9 protein-coding genes and 2 CRISPR repeat arrays are annotated in these 17849 nt (G+C 47.1%); all 9 genes read right to left on the reverse strand.

Going from position 1 to position 17849, the window contains the following annotated elements; all coding sequences use genetic code 11:
- Nucleotides 1-104: 104 nt before the first annotated feature.
- Complete coding sequence (locus tag DEP07_RS18725; RefSeq protein ID WP_122965502.1) at nucleotides 105-1049, reverse strand: DevR family CRISPR-associated autoregulator; 945 nt, start codon at nucleotides 1047-1049, stop codon at nucleotides 105-107.
- Entirely contained in the window at nucleotides 1046-2788 is a 1743-nt protein-coding gene (locus tag DEP07_RS18730; RefSeq protein WP_287102874.1) for a hypothetical protein, read from the reverse strand. Before DEP07_RS18730 ends, DEP07_RS18725 begins: the two co-directional genes overlap by 4 nt.
- On the reverse strand, nucleotides 2772-5222 hold the full coding sequence (gene cas3, locus DEP07_RS18735; protein ID WP_287102876.1) for a CRISPR-associated helicase Cas3': 2451 nt from the start codon (nucleotides 5220-5222) through the stop codon (nucleotides 2772-2774). The genes DEP07_RS18730 and cas3 overlap by 17 nt, the downstream gene beginning before the upstream one ends.
- A 642-nt stretch (nucleotides 5223-5864) precedes the next feature.
- Entirely contained in the window at nucleotides 5865-6836 is a 972-nt protein-coding gene (gene cas6 / locus DEP07_RS18740; RefSeq protein WP_287102877.1) for a CRISPR system precrRNA processing endoribonuclease RAMP protein Cas6, read from the reverse strand.
- A gap of 100 nt (nucleotides 6837-6936) precedes the next feature.
- Complete coding sequence (locus DEP07_RS18745; RefSeq protein ID WP_287102878.1) at nucleotides 6937-10221, reverse strand: UvrD-helicase domain-containing protein; 3285 nt, start codon at nucleotides 10219-10221, stop codon at nucleotides 6937-6939.
- The gene (locus DEP07_RS18750; RefSeq protein ID WP_274874844.1) at nucleotides 10209-12965 is read right to left on the reverse strand and encodes a PD-(D/E)XK nuclease family protein; all 2757 of its coding nucleotides are present in this window, start codon (nucleotides 12963-12965) and stop codon (nucleotides 10209-10211) included. Before DEP07_RS18750 ends, DEP07_RS18745 begins: the two co-directional genes overlap by 13 nt.
- The gene (gene cas4 / locus DEP07_RS18755) at nucleotides 12952-13578 is read right to left on the reverse strand and encodes a CRISPR-associated protein Cas4 (RefSeq protein ID WP_287102879.1); all 627 of its coding nucleotides are present in this window, start codon (nucleotides 13576-13578) and stop codon (nucleotides 12952-12954) included. Before cas4 ends, DEP07_RS18750 begins: the two co-directional genes overlap by 14 nt.
- A complete protein-coding gene (gene cas2, locus DEP07_RS18760) occupies nucleotides 13556-13810 on the reverse strand; it encodes a CRISPR-associated endonuclease Cas2 (protein ID WP_122965509.1) in 255 nt (84 codons plus the stop codon). Before cas2 ends, cas4 begins: the two co-directional genes overlap by 23 nt.
- A gap of 2 nt (nucleotides 13811-13812) precedes the next feature.
- Complete coding sequence (gene cas1 / locus DEP07_RS18765) at nucleotides 13813-14823, reverse strand: CRISPR-associated endonuclease Cas1 (RefSeq protein WP_208715229.1); 1011 nt, start codon at nucleotides 14821-14823, stop codon at nucleotides 13813-13815.
- Between the two features lie 540 nt (nucleotides 14824-15363).
- Nucleotides 15364-16067: a CRISPR direct-repeat array (repeat unit 37 nt).
- A gap of 719 nt (nucleotides 16068-16786) precedes the next feature.
- Nucleotides 16787-17335: direct repeats of the CRISPR family, unit length 37 nt; unit sequence GTTTCAGTCCCCTAACTTCTCGGGTCTTCAATGTAAC.
- Nucleotides 17336-17849: the final 514 nt, after the last annotated feature.

The following is a 17849-nucleotide window of genomic DNA, read 5'->3' on the forward strand; positions in this document are numbered from 1 at the left end:
ACATGGTTGGTACGAGATTCGTTTTTCCACCCGAGCTTGTCGAAGATGACGTCCTCAAGGAAAACAGAGCGTTGGGCGAGTACGTAGTCACAAGCCACATACATTTACCCTACCTGTTCGATCAAATCGACCATGATTTTTGTAAATTCAGCTTGAGACGAATACTCATAGGTGGTAATCGCCTCTGGGTACAGTCGGTTCAACTGTTCCTGTATGCTCAACAGTTCCTCGGAAAAGTTTTTCTTCAGAGGGCTGACCGTCGGGGCTGGCACAGTAGATGCAGAGACAGAGACAACACCTGTAAAGTTCAAAATGTGCGGAAATTGCGTATTTCTATGTGCACCAAGCGGCTTGATAAAAGTGAGCAAAACGCTTTCCAGCAAAGCCTTTACTCTCTCCTTGCGCGCTTCGACCGGAATTTGATGCTCGCGCTCCACATCGTTAAACCCGACCCGGGATAGTTCCGCATTCATGACAACGGCATACTCGCCGGAGCTGGCTGGTCTGTAGAAAATGTTTTGTCCGAGATTGGCGCCAGATTCTCCCCCCGATCCCTGCCCACGATTCGGATCGAATTTTACATGAAAATAAGATTCGGTCCTTGTTTTGTCCGGGAGGCCGATCATCCAGCCAAACTCCACCGTAGATTTCCGTGGAGTAGAACGTCCGCCCTGGGTAATCAATACGCCTTCGAGATCATCCACGGCGCAATGCTGGAGAACTTTTTTTACCGTTTCTCCGATGGCATTTTTGTCTCCAAGAGTTTGAATAAAGTCACTATCTGCGTTGATCCGGTTTGCATTAAACTTCTGGCAGCCTGCACATAACGGCAAGCCTTTTTCCACCGCAATCCCGTGCAAATGCTCGGCTTGCATGTGTTTCAACATATCGCCGGAAATCGCATTGACAACGGTTGGCTCTCCCTCTCCATCCACGATATGAACCATGCGTGTCTGAAGCTGATTGCCCTCGGCTCCCTCATTGTTCAAAGCATGCATATCGAGAGTCAGCAATCCCGAGATTGACAAAGACTGAAACGGTACGCTCATATTTCTTCCTCCTCACTTGTATATGTCAAGTCTACTTCTTGATCTTCTGTATCTGCATCTGTTCCCTTGCCATCCTTGCACGAGGCAAAGGCGATCAACAGCATCGCTATCGCTTCCGTTTCCTTTTGACTCGGAAAACGGTCCATCAGCTCGGCAAACTCTTGTAAATCTTGCATAGAGACCCGTTTGCGCCGACGTCCTGGCGCTTCCCTTAACTGCTCCTCACGTCTCGCGTTTTCATAGTTGAATTGGGAAATAAAATCGCTAATGACCGTCAGCAGCTCCTCGCGAAATTTGGCTTTTCTTTTGATTTCCTGAAACAGCCCGTATCTGACTTCAAAAATTTGTCTGCCCTTCGCTTTTGCATACTGCTCGCTGACCGTCGCTTGTCTGATCGCCTTGGCGATGTTTTGAAAGCCGGAGTTATTGATAATATCTACTACAGGCAGCCGAGGTTGGCTCAACGTAAACAACTCCTCCAAATGATTTTTCACAAAAGACCTCATCGGTTTTTTAGCTTCCCTGCGCTTCATGCTCCAGCAACCATAGCTGCCCAGAAATCGGAGAAACGACAGCCAATCATCGCCGGAAAGAAAATCGCGGTACAAATGGAGCAACTCGGCTTCTTCCGTCTTATCCTCATCCAGTAAAAACAACACGTCGCGATGCTCCTTGATGAGCGTTTCCCACCGTGCGATATCCGCTTCATCCCGCACTTTAAACCAATGCGGCAAGCCGATGCTCGCAATATTGGAAATGGGTCTGGCTGAACCTAATGATTTGAAATAAGCGGTCTGAACAGCGGAAAAGATATCCCTGGGCGTCTCGCCGACTTGCATCCGAAAACTCCAAAATGCATCTGTTGAAACATCTACTTTACTCACGAGGAACAAAACCAAGTCAAAAACAGCCAATATGTCTGCCTTCCGCGATGTGCGCACATAGCTGAACTTATGCTCTTCCAACTCGTTCAGATGACGGTAGCTCGCTTTTGCCGGAACCACCACGTTCATTTTGATGTCGTCACCAATCGAGTTTCCGGACATGACGATATCTGAGCCAATAAAACGCAGCCATTCTTCGAACCAGTCGACAAACGAAGACGGCAACGGACCACGTGTTGCACCATCTGCTTTTAGGCGATTGATTCCTTTCCCTACGCTCGGATTAAACACTTGCACAGCAGCGACTTTAGGATTGAATTTAGTTGCAGCCTCACTGGTGAGTTGCCCATTTGCAAGAGCTTTCAATTTCGCAATTACCGCCTGTGCCAGCTCTTCCGGTTTCGCGTAGACAATCTCCTCCAGCAATTTGTTCCGGGCACTGATGCCTTGCAGCACATTGACTTTTTGGTAGACATAAAAACGGGGCGACACATTCGGAAGCTCCTCCCGCTCTTCCCCTCCCTTTTTCCGTTTGCGCTCCTCCCGGTAAGCATCTGCGATCGCCTTGTTCGCCACATAATCATAGGGAACGATACCATCAGGAGCATTTTCCCCAGGCTTTGTCACGATAAAAGAGTAGAGCGGCTCCCGTTGCAGGATGGAGACTCTTTCTGCATTCAGCTCGATCGGCTCTGCTAACTCGACACAAAATCGGCTGCTCTGCTCCGTAACGGTTACCAGCGAGCCATCTCCTCCTTGCAAGGCCCGGAGCATTTTCGTCAAACCGACAGCAGCAAGCGTGTCTGCATAGGTCCCTGTTCGCTTTCCCACGAAAAACTCACGATAACCAGTCATCTGTTTCCTCCTTCCCGTCATTCTTCTGGTTTTTTAGCTGTTGCGATGCCCGATCCGCGAGCCGCAATCTGCGTGATAAATACCAGTACATCGCCAGCACATCGCTGTTGCGCAGCCAACTCACAAGCTCGTCCATGCGATGCTGAATCGTTTGCGGCTTTAAAAACGGCTCATAAGGCAAATCTTGCAGGCTTTTCAGCACATGCTCTCTGGCTCCCTTGCAAAAGACAATCGTGTCAGACTCCTTGCTGTAGGCGTTGTGATGGCGCATGATTGCAAGCAGGAGCGGAACCGCAACTTTCCTGTCAAATGTCTTTCCGCACCATTCCTGCAAAGCAACCGCCCCTTCCACAGCATGATGTGGCGGCCTGTATTTCCCTATCCGATAAGCAGCCAGCTCTTCCGGATTCGTGGCATCAAAATCGGTGTGAGCGAGCAATTCCAGCTCTGCTTTTTGTTTGTACTCCGTCTGCCAGCGACGCATTTTTCGCTGGACTTCCACTCCCAGCTTCCCCACATCGTGCAAGGCCGTCACCAGATCAGCTATTTCCTCCACTTGGACTGGATTCATTCGAAACCTTTTGGAAAGAAAGTTCGTTGCCTGTAAATATTTCGCTCTCTCCTCTCTGTTGATTTTGCGAACGTCTTGTACGTGCTCCAAATACGTTTCTCGCTGGTAGCTAAAACGCTGGGAAGATACCTTTTGTTCATTCTCCAAAAATTCCGACACCCGCTCCCCTGCTTCTTCGCAGTTCAACGGCTCTTTTTGAAGCTGCAATCCCACAACCGGATCGTACTTCGCGAGCTTGGGCGATAAAAGCACCGTCATATGAGCGAGGACTTCTTTGGGAGATCGAATCGGCTTCCATACCACACGCGCTGAAATATCCTGATCGTCTGGAAACTGGGGAACAAAAATCAGTTGGTTGTTTTCCCATTTTTCCGCTGTCCACTCCAAGCCGCTCAGAAAAAAGTAAAGCCCTCTGCGCCCGATGGAGACCATTTCCGGCTTCCGATGCAAATCCACCTCTTCAGGCGAGTGATGAATAATGATCGAAACATTATCGATGGCCCGGATCAGCTCGCCCATCTCTGCATCTCCGCGTATCAAAGCCCTGGTAACTTGATCTTCCCGCAAAAACAGATCATGCATGACCAACGCGATTCGTTTCTGGTCAATTGCGCCGTGCACCGTTTCGATCAGCTGCTTTTCCAATTCATGCGTGATGATTGTTCCCGGTTCAAGCTCCTTCAGCGCCCGCTCCGTTCCAAGCATGATTTGGTAATCGTCGTTTTCTTCCTTTTTACGCTGCGAGGAGACATATGGCAGAAAATGTTCTACGCCTCCTTCCCTTAGCGAGTACACCTCCACAGTCCCTTCCTGATTGGCAAAACGTGCACATCTCCCCACCCGCTGCAAAAGCGCATTGGCTGGACACAAATCTGTCAGCAAAAGTGTGGCAGAAATATCTAGCCCGGCTTCTACGACTTGGGTCGCGATCAGGATCGCTTCCTTTTCCGAATCCCGGGAAAAAGCTTGCGTCACCCAAGACTCCACCTCTTCCCGGTGTTTGGGGAACATGCGCGAATGCAATACGCGGACCTCGATTGACCGCCCCTGATTTTCCAGGATGTCCGTCAGCTCGAAGTACAAGCTCTGCGCTCGTTTGACTTCATTGACAATGACCAATGTTCGTCCGCCCTGGTGTCTGTCTGCAATATCCTGGCCGCTCATTCGCTTGTCGCGCCAGTACAGGCTGCGCTTTCTCGTGGACAGCTTGTTCAACTCTGCTGATTGCAATTCCACGCTCATGCCATCGAGATGTGTCACCAGCGCCGACACCATCGGCTCTGGAGAAGTAGCTGTCATCAGCAAAAAGCGCGTATACGGGTGCAGCCGTTTCATCATATCCAGGAATGTCGGCAGCGCTTCCGTGTAGGACAGCAAATGAAATTCATCAATGACCACATACGCACCGATCAAAGCTCCGGCAGGAATGTTGGCCGCTGCCTTTGACGTTCCGAAAGGCAAGCCGATGTAGGCGCTCAGCAGTTGATCAATGGTCGTGAAAATGACATCGCCCTGGAACAGCGGATCGTTTGGTTGGTTGCCCATTTGGAGTGTTGTTTTAATATCCAAGACTGATTTGAGGTCGGGTCTTTCAAGTTTTTGCTTTGTTGATTCGTACAAGGAGGAAGCTAATGTGCGCAGTGGCAAGCAATAGATGACTCTGTCCGCAAATTCCAGTTTTTTCTTACGTGCATACAAAAAAGGGAACAGGGCTGCCCATGTCTTGCCTGCTCCAGTGGGGGCAGTTAGGACAAGATTGCGGCCTTCTAATAGGAGGTTTGCAACTTGAAGTTGGTATGGATGAGGTTCAACTGCCACCTCATCTGGTTTGGTTTTGAGAAGTTCGGAAAAAAAGTTTTTCATGAACTCACTCCTTTTGATTATGAAACAACGTTGTCCCCTTTTGTCGGGTCATACGTTTCAAACACTCTCAACATTGTTAAGAATAATAAATTTCAGTCCCCGTGTTTTATTTGGGTCATTTTCTATTTTTTAACGCATATATTCCAGAGAGGTGATCTCGCTCATCACCTCTCTGGGAAGCGTTATTTACGTTTCAATAACGTCTTCTTTGTCTTCTCTGGTCTGATCACGATTAGAACAAACCAAAAACGAAAATTAACCATTTTTTCGCCTCCTCATTCACAGACATACTCAATTCCTATGTGATGAGGAGATATTTTTAGAACAAAATTTTTACTAATTCACTCAAATTGTATTTAAGAATAAGGGATTGCGATTGTACTTCATCAATAAATTCAAAATTATATATTTGGTTATTTTAAATAAAAAATAGGTATGGTTAAAAATGGGATCCCAATTCAAAAGGCTGCTCTGCCTTTTGGATATATTATACATAAAATCCAATTTAACTAAAAGACGCTTGCCTCTTTTACTTCTGCAACATTCGTTTTTCTCCACTTTAAAAGGATTTTTACGTTCGTATCAATGTTCTTATTATATGCTGACTACATTACTGCAACCCTATCATGGTAAAATCCACATCTACCTTAATACTCTCACCCGCCCCAAATCAAACGCAGTATTCTTCCCAACATGGGTATGCTCGGCTGCCTTCAACCACGGTAGAAACTCCGCAATTTCCCCTTCATACAAAGCCCATCCCACTACTCCGCCCATCTTCATCTTGACATCCTGTCTCACAGAATACCGATCATAATCAAGCCACTTGACCCGCTTTTCCACAAGTCTCACTCTCTCCGCACGCTCCACCAGCTCACGAATCGGCCACTCTGGCTGAACATCATGATGAAATTGCAGCAAGCCTGTCATACGGCGTAAAAGGGTACGAAACAACACAGAGAACTGCACATCAGTCGTATATTGGCCTTTCCACTTCAACCGCAAAGGCGTTTCAAAAAAAATCATCACTTTCTCCACGCCACCAGCTCCGTCTATCCGAGCACGCTCCCGCTCTATAATCTCTTTACCTGTCAGGACAACTGGCTGGTGCACAATCCCGCTCTCAAGATTCATGTACATGCTTCGATGCTTCCCGTTGTACTCGTCCCTGTTTTCCACATGAATGAGCCGAAACGGTTTTCTGCCTTTGCCGATCCCTTCCCGCCCCAGCTCTTTAAAAGCCGTCACGAACAAAGGAGCGTAATCAATCGCCTTGCCAAACAGCCGCAAATCAAACGTGAGCAAGTCGCCTGCTTCATAGTGCGTCTGCTTATCCTGCGGCACCTCTAACAAATATGGACGAGGGACTTGATCGTATTTCCCCATAAACCCGTCCTCTTGGTCCGGTCTGGTTTCGAAAATGTACGGATAGGCGCAGTAAGATAAGGCTGTACAGGAGCTGCAAGCTTGCTCAGGATGCATACAGGACAAGCGTTTGAACACGTGACCAAAAGCTCCGCGAAAAGTCGACGCCTTCCAGGCCGGCAGCTCCAGCCCCTGCTCCCCTGCCTCCAAAGTAAAACGATATTGCGCAATTCTCAGTTCTTCAAACAACGGTTAGCCTCCTTGCCAGTCCCCTTGATCGGGTCTTATCTGGATAAATTCGGGATTGCTTCTAACTTTCCTCCATGCATCAACGGCAAAAAACGCCTCCTCACAAGGAAAAAAGGCGCTTCTCGCTTTCAGGGACAATGGCTGCTTTCGTCCAGATTTCGTGCATTTTTTCGAATAACACTCCTCTTGCTCGCAAATCGCAAGGGACTTCCATGTAACTGCCAGTAGCAGTCATGTACAGACCCGCACGGTCCACTCGCCACCCCAGCAACTGTTCTACCGCATGCGCATACAGTTGAAGCTGAGGCGTGTATGTTTCGACAATTCGTTTGGCCTGTGCCGCATTTTTGTACTTGTGCGTTTTGAAATCCACGATGGTAGCCTTGCCGTCTGGCCTTACCCATACCTTGTCCATGACTCCATTCAGCAACAAGGGGCCTTTGTCCTGATCGTCTCCGAACAATCGGATTGCAAACGGCATTTCACTGTGAAGAGTCTTCGCCCGACGACATTCCTTATGCAGTTCACTCTTCATGTAGGTCGCTACATCATTTTTCACGTGCTCCCAGGCGGTTTCATGCGCCTCCCGACTCGTCAGTCCTATCGAAGCCAGTGCCATTTTCAAAAGATGCTCGCAAGCATAATCCAGGTCATGGTCCCCTTGCAAATGCTCCAATATCCGATGCAAGACATGGCCCCATTCGTATGCCTGCAAACGGTTGCTTTCGTGACGCCAATAGGAGACAGACTCGTTCCTCTTCTGCTTTTTCTGTTCATCTGCCAACAGCTCGACCCATTCTGACACGCTCCATATTCGTTGCGAAAAGCGGTTTTTCCGTGCGGTTACATGCTTCTCACTTGTTGGAGAATCGAGCTTTTCCATCGCAGTGACTTTCTGCGTCGCACGCAAGAATGGCTCATGCGACATCCCCACCCTTACTTGCAAACTCCAGTCCGGTCTTCGTATCACCTGATCGCTTGCCCCTTTCCGCAACTCGGGAACAAGAAACGGGAGCCAATCAAACCAATTGGAGCACTCTTCAATGGAAGGCTTATCCGTAAAAGAGGCGGCAGCCCCAGAGAAAATCAGCTGTTCCTGCGCACGTGTCATGGCAACGTACAGCAATCTCTTTTGTTCGTCAATCACGGCTTTGCGCTCGTCTTCGCAAGCACGAATATAGCCGAGTGTAGGGAGCCACTCTTTGACGTCCTGATGATAATGCTGATTGGCCAAGCCCCAATCGCGACTGAAATGCAGCCTCCCGATTCCTTTTGTGTACCGATGGGAAAGGTCAGGGACAAACACAATCGGAAACTCTAACCCTTTCGCTGCATGAATGGTCATGATTTTGACTTTGCCGTGCGCATTCTCTTTTTGTTGGGTATCCTCCTTATCGTCCCCTTCACGAAGCCGCTGCCACCAGAGTAGCAAATCCGAGAGATGAAACTCCCCTCGCTTCTCCAGCTCATCTGCCAAAGCGATTACTGGGGCAAAATCCGGAAAGCCCAATTGCTCCGCCAGCCCTTCCTCATACAAGAGCATATGGAGCCAATCAGCCAGTCCTGCTACTTTATGAAGGCTTCTTGCTCTCAGCAATATTCTTTTTGCCTCCCGCAAACACTTTCGGTCTTCTGCTGAACAACTGATGTCTTCATTTTCCATGAAGTTCAAAAAGCCTTGCCTCAGTCCAGCTTGCTCTGCCACCCTCCACAAGCCATGCTCAGACAAGCCAACAAGCGGCCCGCGCAGAAAACCGAGCAATGCAATGTCATCCTCCACATTTTCCACCAAGCGAACCAGGTGATAAAGATCGTGGACAGCCTGTCGCTTCCAGTACCCATTTCCTGCATGCACGACATATGGGATCTCCAGTTCCTCCAAAGCTTGCTGATATTTGGCTAGATGAGTCCGCGTCTGTAACAGGATGGCAACATCTCCCCATAATGCAGGACCTAATTCATTGATACGCTGAGCCACTAACCGTGCTTCTGCTTCCCGAGGATCACAGTCCTCCTCCAATGCAGAGATCAATACTTCCACAACTGGTTGATTGGATGAACGGGACTCAGACAACCCTGAGACGATCTCCCCGTCCCCGAACAATTGTCTGGTCATTTCTGCAAAAAACGCCACCAAGGAAGGAGCAGAACGAAAATTCTCCCGCATGGAAATGTACGCATCACTGTCTCCCAGCTGTTTGCGCATCTGTTCAAATCCGCTTACATCTGCCCCGCGAAATCGGTAAATGGATTGCCTTGCATCTCCGACCATGAACAAAGATGCTGTACTGTCGCTTCCTGCTTCAAGCTGCTCCAGAATCTGCTGTTGAATCGGGCTGGTATCCTGGTATTCATCAACCAAGACATGCGTATACATCATGCCATATTTTTCGCGCAGTTCTTTATGATCGTGAAGCAACATATACGCTTTTCTCTGCAAATCGGCAAAGTCGCACCAGCCATAAATTTCTTTCAGTATGTGATAAGCTTGATCTGTCCTCTCCATCCAGGCAAAAAAACTTTCACGGAAGCGTGCCGTTTGATCCGTCAAAAGCTCTCTCCAAAGCTGATCCTTTTTCCATACAGACAGTTTCCCAAAACAATCTTTGACTTCCTTAGAAACATTTCTTGTCACTTCACCGAACAAACTGTGCAGGCATTTTTCCGCCTGCAAGTACACCGTTTCCTCTTTTGACGCTCTTGAATGAGGGCGCTGCCAGCCTAATCGAGTATAGACCTGCCAGGCCGCCAAGATTTTTTCCATTCGTGCCAGCGTTCCTGATGCTTTAACTGCACTTCCCTCGGAAATGATATGGAGTTGACTCATGATCGTTTGTATTTCCTCCTGGCACTTTCTTACCTCATCGGCCAATCGCGCTTCTGTTTTTGCCTGAAGCGCATCCAGGCTATACGAAGTCTCCCGCCAATGTTCATAAAAAGCGAGAAACAGATCCAGTGCCGTTTTTGGGCCACATTGTTCCACCCAATGGATCAGCTCATCGGAATTGCCGCTGTATAATTCCCGTTCGATCGTTTCACGCAAAAATGAATGGGATGTAGACTCATCCAACATGGCAAACGCCGGGTCTACATCTGCCAGCAGCGGGTTATCCCTAACAATCCTGCCGCAAAAGCGATGAAAAGTAAGGACCGTTACGTCTGTCTTTCCCAGCTTGCGATCTATTCGCTCTTTCATCTCGTTAGCCGCTTGATCTGAAAACGTCAGGGCCAGTATCCGTTCCGGCGCGATACCAATGTGGTCAATCAGGTGTTGTACGCGTGCAGTCAATACCCGCGTCTTTCCAGCCCCCGCGCCCGCCGAAACAAGAATCCGGGAACCTTTTGCTTCAACCGCCAGTCGCTGTGACTCCGTCAGCTTCTCCATGTCTTCCCTTCATCCCTTCGACAAACGCTTTGAAATGAACATTGTTTGCACTGCAAAATAGAACGCGGGCGCGGCAAGACATCTCCCGAAGCCATCGCTTCCCTCAACTGGAAAAGCTGCTCCACGATACTTGTTTTATAAGCTTCAAATTCCGCTTTCGATGAAAAGACCATGTGCCCACCGCTCCCCTGATCTTTTAAAACAGAAAATCTTCCCTCCACTGATTGAGCCTTTTCAGGATCAATGCTCTCAAAGGCAATCAAGTACAATGCCATTTGCAGATCAGAGCCGCACTCCATCTCCCGGCTGGTTGGACTTTTCGATAGCTTGTAATCAATAATTTTGAATCTATCGCAAGCAAGTTCAATCCTGTCAATAATCCCCGAAAGGCGCAATTCTTTTTGATTTTTGCGAATCAGCAAAGGTTCTCCTGTTGAACGGGGGTCCATTTTTTCCAAATGCACTCGTCCAAATCCCCACTCGGCAAGTTGAACGATTCCCTCTCTGCTTAACAGTTGATCGCCTTCTTTCAAAAGGAACGATTCCAATTCTTTTTTGAGGCTGCTGCACTGCCCTTCCCATTTTGGACCATGGAGACAATACTTTCGTTCATACCTTTGCAGTTCCTCGTCCAAATAAACAGCCGCCTGCTGGATAAGCTCATCGACAGCATTAAGCTGTTCCCCAACCAGCAGTCTAAGAACATGATGGATGATGCTCCCGATATCTGTTGGCAGCAACCTTTCATGACGTACTACTTCTTCTCTTACTGCTAACACACGACTGGCAAAGTAAGCAAATGGACATTTGGCGTAATCATCTATTCCTGTCACACTGATCGGTACACGCTCGTCAAAAAAGCGTGGGGCGACCGTGCTTTTTGTTTTGAAACTGTTTTTCTTCGTAATCTTGTTGAATTTTGGCTTATCACTTTTGCCCACGACGTACTGCCAATCTGCTTCTCCAAAACGTTCTTTCAAATAATCGGCTGGAACTGTCGGACGCCCACGCTCTCCTCGCAAAGGCATGGACAGGATGACCTCCCGTTGACCAGACATCACCGCCAGGTCATACAGCCGATCATTTTCTTGACGTTGCTCACTAGCGGAGGGTAGCTTCACATTCGTGATTGATCGGTCCTGCTCAACTAATTGCCAAATCCAGTGTGGAGTATATGACTGTGGCCAAATGCCATCAGCCAACCCGGCAATATATGTACAAGCAAATTTTGCCCCAGAGATTTGATCCGCCAGAAGGACATGAACTCCTTCCCCCTTCGTATCACAAGGCAGCTGATGAAAGGCCATTCGTTGACGCAGCCATTTCATCACTCGTTCCAGACTGATCAATCTTCCCTGTTCCTCACCGGGAACACTCAGGGCAATTTCCCGACGTGTTCGGAAAATACTCCGAATTGTTTCGTACTCCATACTCTGGATGGCGCTTCGTTTTCCTTTTCTCATCCACTTTTCGTCTTGATCGATCCACTCTAACATGCTAGTGAGATGATTCTCCCACGTTTCATCATCTGCTAAAGCTCGAAGACGCCGTCTTAACCAGAAAAGAAATTTGACCCACTTTTGAGCATAGCTTTCAGACGCTTGAACAAGCTGGCTCTCTCCGGCTTCTGTCAAATAGTGATTGCGGAGCCGACTTCGTGCTGCTTGCCCCTTGAACAAAGCAAGCCATCGGGAAAACTCCGCAGCAACACCCGATTCTTTGATGACAGCCCGTCCCCAGGCGACTTCTGCATCCGACATGCCAGCCATCTTGGAACATAAACTGGCACAAATCAGCAGGTGCGTGCGTTTCCAGTCGGTTCTCTTCAGCTCCATTACTGCCAAAAGCCGCTTCGTCACTGACAAATTCAACAAAGAGCTGCTTCCCGCTTCTTTTACCTGCACACCTTTCGCTCGCAGTTCGCGCTTCGCCACTGTAAGGTAACCATCATTTGGGCAAACAACAGCGATTTCCTCTGCCAAAAAGCCTTCGTTAAGCCGCTGAATAATATCTTCGCTTATTGTTTGCATTTCATCATAGACATTCATTCCCACTAAACACCTAAAAGACTTGCTCGTGTTGCTTGCTATATGTGGTGAGGTGAAAATGACTTCCGTGGGCAGTCTGGAGATGGATTCCAACATGCCTGCAATTTCAAGCAACTCGGGAAAATCCCCTTCTACAATGACAAGCTCCGTCGACAAATCAGCTACTGTATATGGCTCTTTCAAGTATTCACTTGCCATGTCCATCAGTTGTCCGGCTTCCTTGTAAGACACGGAACGATTTTCCACGAGTGTAACGTAAGCTTCATAGACAAGACCGAGTTCTGCCAGAACAGGCAGGGCGACGCTTCTCAAGATAGAGCGCCAGTTCTCTTGGGGACGTTTTTCCAAATCCTCCATCCACAAGGCAACAGACTTAACCATTCCTGCATGACGCAAGCTATTCTTTAGCAGAGGAATTTTCCCCTCTTCTTCAAGACGAAGCATGACTGTTTCTACCAAATCCTCCCGCATTGGCTGGTCGATTCGAACGTACGAATGCCCATTTTGTTGCATAATACGATCCACCAGCTGATGCAACGTCAGCCACTTGATTCCGATATATCCGCCTGTCGCCTGTAGCAGTTCTTGTTTTCTTTGCTGGATGAATACAGAGTGGCTTCCGATAAAAACGACGCTTTTCCGTTCCCGCACAGCTTTTTCCAGTACAGCAATGCTATTTTGCTCAGTAAATGTCATTGCAATATCTCCGGTACTCACAATCATGACAGCGTGCCCGCGAGGTTGGTTCGGGGAACGCCTCACTCTCCAGCATGCGGCGAATGACGGTCAGGCTGTCCTGGACATGTTTGCGCATAGCATCATTTATTTTCACAGGATGTACCGTTTTCGTAGGAATTTGATAAATAATCGCTTCCTGAACAGGGACTTGAAAATGCTCCTCCAGCAACATGGCATACGCGGTTGCCTGATACTTGGCATTTGTAAAAATACGATTTTCCGTGTATTTAAATTCCACAGGAATATAGTGGGTCATCCCTTTTTTCTGATAAGCAATCGTCAAATCGAGCTTGCCATACAAGCCGAGAGATTCACTCTTCAATTGCAGGTGAAACAATCGCTCTCCTTCTGTCAGCCCATACGAGCGATACCCTCTTCGCTTTTCGAGACGATCCAACTCAATGTGCTCGGCTACACCGTGATTCATTTTGTAGGACACTGGTCGGGGAACTGGCATCACATAAAAATAATAAGGAATGCGCGCGCAATACAAGTGTTGCTTCAAATCAGTGACATTCAACTCCAACCCGTCATGGAAAGTGCGGTTCTCAGAGAAAGTGGACGTTTTCAATTTCTTTCACCTGCTTTATATCTTTTTCGCACATCGGGTACATCTGAATGTTTCCCACGTCTACGCCAAGAATCTTTTTCAAAAGTAAAAACAATTCTTGCATCCGGTTGAGCGAAAGCTCCCCCTTGAAAGCACTGTACTGCACGCGGTATAAGCCATAGTCTTTGCAGGCATTGGCTACTCTGTTCCGGACTTTATCATCTTGCACGTCGTAGATCACAAGTAGATGCATCGCTACCAACTCCAGACAAACGGCCTGTACTCTCGCTCGCCTCTGAAATAAGTAGCCAGATGGTAAGCTTGCCTCTGAATGATCGTCTTTAGTTGATATTTCTTCCCTTCATACCTGTCCTTGCTCTCCAAACGCTCCCGAATTTCTTGCGCAATTACCCGTCGGCTTTCCACATGCAGAGCCTCTTCCTCCATTTTGGGCGCAAATCCTTTGGTAAACATGGAGAGCACCGTTCTATCAACGACGGGTTGGCGAAATTCCTCCATAAAGTCAAGAACAAAGGAAGGTCTGCCAGACCGATCAACATGAAGAAAACCTGCACACTCCTCCAGTCCTGCCAAGAGAACGGCCTTCGAGATTTCGTTTTTCAAACAACCGTATCCATAGTTCAAGGCAAGATTCACGGGATCACTCGCTCCCCGATGTTCCCTCCCCTGAAAGCCAAGATCAGGATGTACTAAGCACTTCACAACTTCCCAATAAGCAAATGCAGCACGTCCCTCTACGGACATTAGCGTTCCGCGAACTTCATCAACACTTGCTCCCTTTATTTCCTCCAATTCATCCAGCTTGTGCTCCAAATTGGAGATGGCTGTTTGAAACATCGCTTGCAAATTCTCATTTTTGTCTCTCCGATTTTTCGCCCAATATTTAACGAGACTGGCTTGAGCCCGTATTTTTGCCCGAACAAAATGCTTGCTGACTTTCACACCACGCTCATCATTGTACGCCTGTATTTGTGCCCTTCTTGTAGCCACCGTCGCTTGCAAGAAAGGAGAGACTACTTTGGCAAAAGGTTCCCCTCTGTTGGACAAAAAATGTATATGTATACCGTTTTCAATGCACTTCTCAACCACATCCGACGAAATCGAAACGCCTTTGGAAGAAATCACAACATCATCCACTTGAAAAAAGGGAATCTCCTGCACAACTTTCTTTTCCCTGTCCCGAATCACTAGCCGTTCACTGGTCTTACGCAAGGCGTATCCGTATTCATCAATTACTACCTGCACAAACATCCACTCCCATTTAGCATTTAGTAGGATAGATTCAGTCTCGTCCGAAAATTGATGGAGTAAACGGTATTTGAGAAAAACAAAAACTCTCTGCATGAGTAAAGGCAGAGAGGTTAATGTTGGGAGAGTGCTGATAGTTATGAGATGCTGATTTTTTGAGAAGCGATTCATGCATATCGGTTTATACAGATTGCTCAGGTATTGGGAAAGGCGCGATCAAAAGATAAGGGAGTGGTTCCACTGTTTATTGTCGTGCAATTCAGACAATTCCCTCGTTGATCAGCGTAAAGGTCGGGCAAAAACTAAATGTACTTGAGGCAAACGCTCGACTTCGAGTCGGGGTCTCTAGGGTTTCGGGTTTTTCATGCAATCGGAAAAAAGAACTGGTTGGACATATGATCGAGCAGTGCTTCAGTCTCCTCGGCACTTGGCACTCGGCTGCTGCTACGCTTATCAGTCTATCGGTTTTAGTTTTCTTGTTTTTTGGGTCTGTAATGTAACGATACTGCCCACTGCTGCGGCGGATCGAGGAACACGGTTTCAGTCCCCTTGCTTTTCGGGTCTGTAATGTAACGTTTTAACATAAAAGATCACACGCCCCGGCTTGTCCGGTTTCAGTCCCCTTGCTTTTCGGGTCTGTAATGTAACGCCCAACATCAGTTAAAAGTGCGGGCGATTGACAACCAGTTTCAGTCCCCTTGCTTTTCGGGTCTGTAATGTAACGGTTTGAAAGTCCCTGCTGTTGCTGTGACTTCTAAGGTTTCAGTCCCCTTGCTTTTCGGGTCTGTAATGTAACGTGTAGATACTGTTTGGATGGTCACTTGTGCATTCGTGTGTTTCAGTCCCCTTGCTTTTCGGGTCTGTAATGTAACCATCGCGAGTCATGATGGAAGTTGGCTTTTTTACCGGTTTCAGTCCCCTTGCTTTTCGGGTCTGTAATGTAACCTGAGTAACGACCACTTTGCTACGGCGGTTGCGACGAGTTTCAGTCCCCTTGCTTTTCGGGTCTGTAATGTAACCGTGAATATGAGATTACCTTGCAGGCATTTGCAACCTGTTTCAGTCCCCTTGCTTTTCGGGTCTGTAATGTAACGAAATCTTGTACGGCAAGCCTTACTTCGAAAATACAGTTTCAGTCCCCTTGCTTTTCGGGTCTGTAATGTAACCCAACCGGGCGAACAGCTACTCTTTTGACCACACACAGTTTCAGTCCCCTTGCTTTTCGGGTCTGTAATGTAACCGACCTCGGTTAACGCAAACGAATCCACTTCTACCAAGGGTTGTCTTAATCTCAACACTAACAAGAGATCGTTCTTTTTTCGAGGATTGATTTCCTGTTAAAAAATCCAGCCTATCCTCGAAAGTCTATATTTGAGTACCCCATATCGTCTATTTTCTCCCGCCAGAGGATAACCATTCTCTCTCCTGTCTATAATAAAACATTGCTCTACTTTCAGCTATAGGTTTATGTGGTTCGCTAAGTCGAATTGTCGTCTGACCAGTGGTAAATGATAGTTTAGGTTACAAAGTAACTCTGGAGCAAAGCCAGTTACAGTTTCTCTATATTACCTTTAGATACAAGATACATTCGAATTTCCCTAATATTGTTTCTCCACGATGTGCGGGATTACCCTCTTTCCAATTTTCGAAATGATTTATACATAAAAAATCAGCTCACAAAACCTTCGGACAAGTACAACATGAAGCTTGTATCCAAAACCGAAATTCCACGCCGTTTAGAAGCAATTCGTTATTTTGTTTATCTGATGAAAGATCAAAAAATTTAAAATTCTAGAGATGCTCAGTATCTTTCGTTCCATGAAGTCAGCTCATTGTAATGGATACCTGTTTCCCCTCGAACTGATTTGATATTCCCTTCTTTGCAATCCATCTATCTCCTGTTCTTCGGAGCTTGGATCTAACTTGAAACCGTCATCGTAGCGGGTTTGATGATCGCGCTGTTTCAGTCCCCTAGCTTCTCGGGTCTTCAATGTAACTTCGATAGAAGAAACCATGAAGTATGTTCATATGTGGTTTCAGTCCCCTAACTTCTCGGGTCTTCAATGTAACGAACATCTTCATCATTTACCAGCTTGATCCGGCGCGAGTTTCAGTCCCCTAACTTCTCGGGTCTTCAATGTAACAACGTTACATGGCAATCATGCGGCCATACATCGATGGTTTCAGTCCCCTAACTTCTCGGGTCTTCAATGTAACGTGTTTTACTTTTTGCCATACGTATCTGTCCTCCTTGTTTCAGTCCCCTAACTTCTCGGGTCTTCAATGTAACCTTTTAGGACATCAAGAGCTTCTCCAAAAGTGATTTGTTTCAGTCCCCTAACTTCTCGGGTCTTCAATGTAACACGGTATGCAAAATTGAGAAAAACGCGGATTTACAAGTTTCAGTCCCCTAACTTCTCGGGTCTTCAATGTAACGCAGGCGACGGATGCAGCTATTGCCGCGATTAGAAAGTTTCAGTCCCCTAACTTCTCGGGTCTTCAATGTAACCGACTTTGACTAACATGCTTAACCCCAGTCACGACAAGGCCTTCCTCCTACTCAATGCCAACAAGAAGTTGCTCTTTTTTCGAGGATTCATTTTCTGTCGAAAATCGCAGCCTATCCTCGAAAATCAGCTTATTCTCATCTTGTTTATTTTTCCCCGCCAAAGAGTAAGCATTCGCTCTCATGCCTATAATAAAACATTATCCTCCATCTCATCTACCCATTTCTTTGTACGGTCTGGACCAACAAGACTTTTTCATCCACTAACATAAAATTACTCAAACATCTAATATTATCCAACCCTTTCCATAGATAAATTCGATTTATTGTTCAAGTTTTGCCTCTTACATTTGGAGCAAGCCCTTTTGTTGATTTCAAGAAGAAAGTGGTATTTGCAAAACAACTGTAAAATGATACCATTAAGTGGTACTGCAATTAATTTCATTCATTTCCCCCTAAAAAACCCTGGATTTTCTACGGAGATGCTCTATAAAGGTGGATTGTCAACACCTAACTG

Origin of the sequence: Brevibacillus sp. (genome assembly GCF_003521185.1) — a bacterium.
Taxonomy (GTDB): Bacteria; Bacillota; Bacilli; order Brevibacillales; family Brevibacillaceae; genus Brevibacillus; species Brevibacillus parabrevis.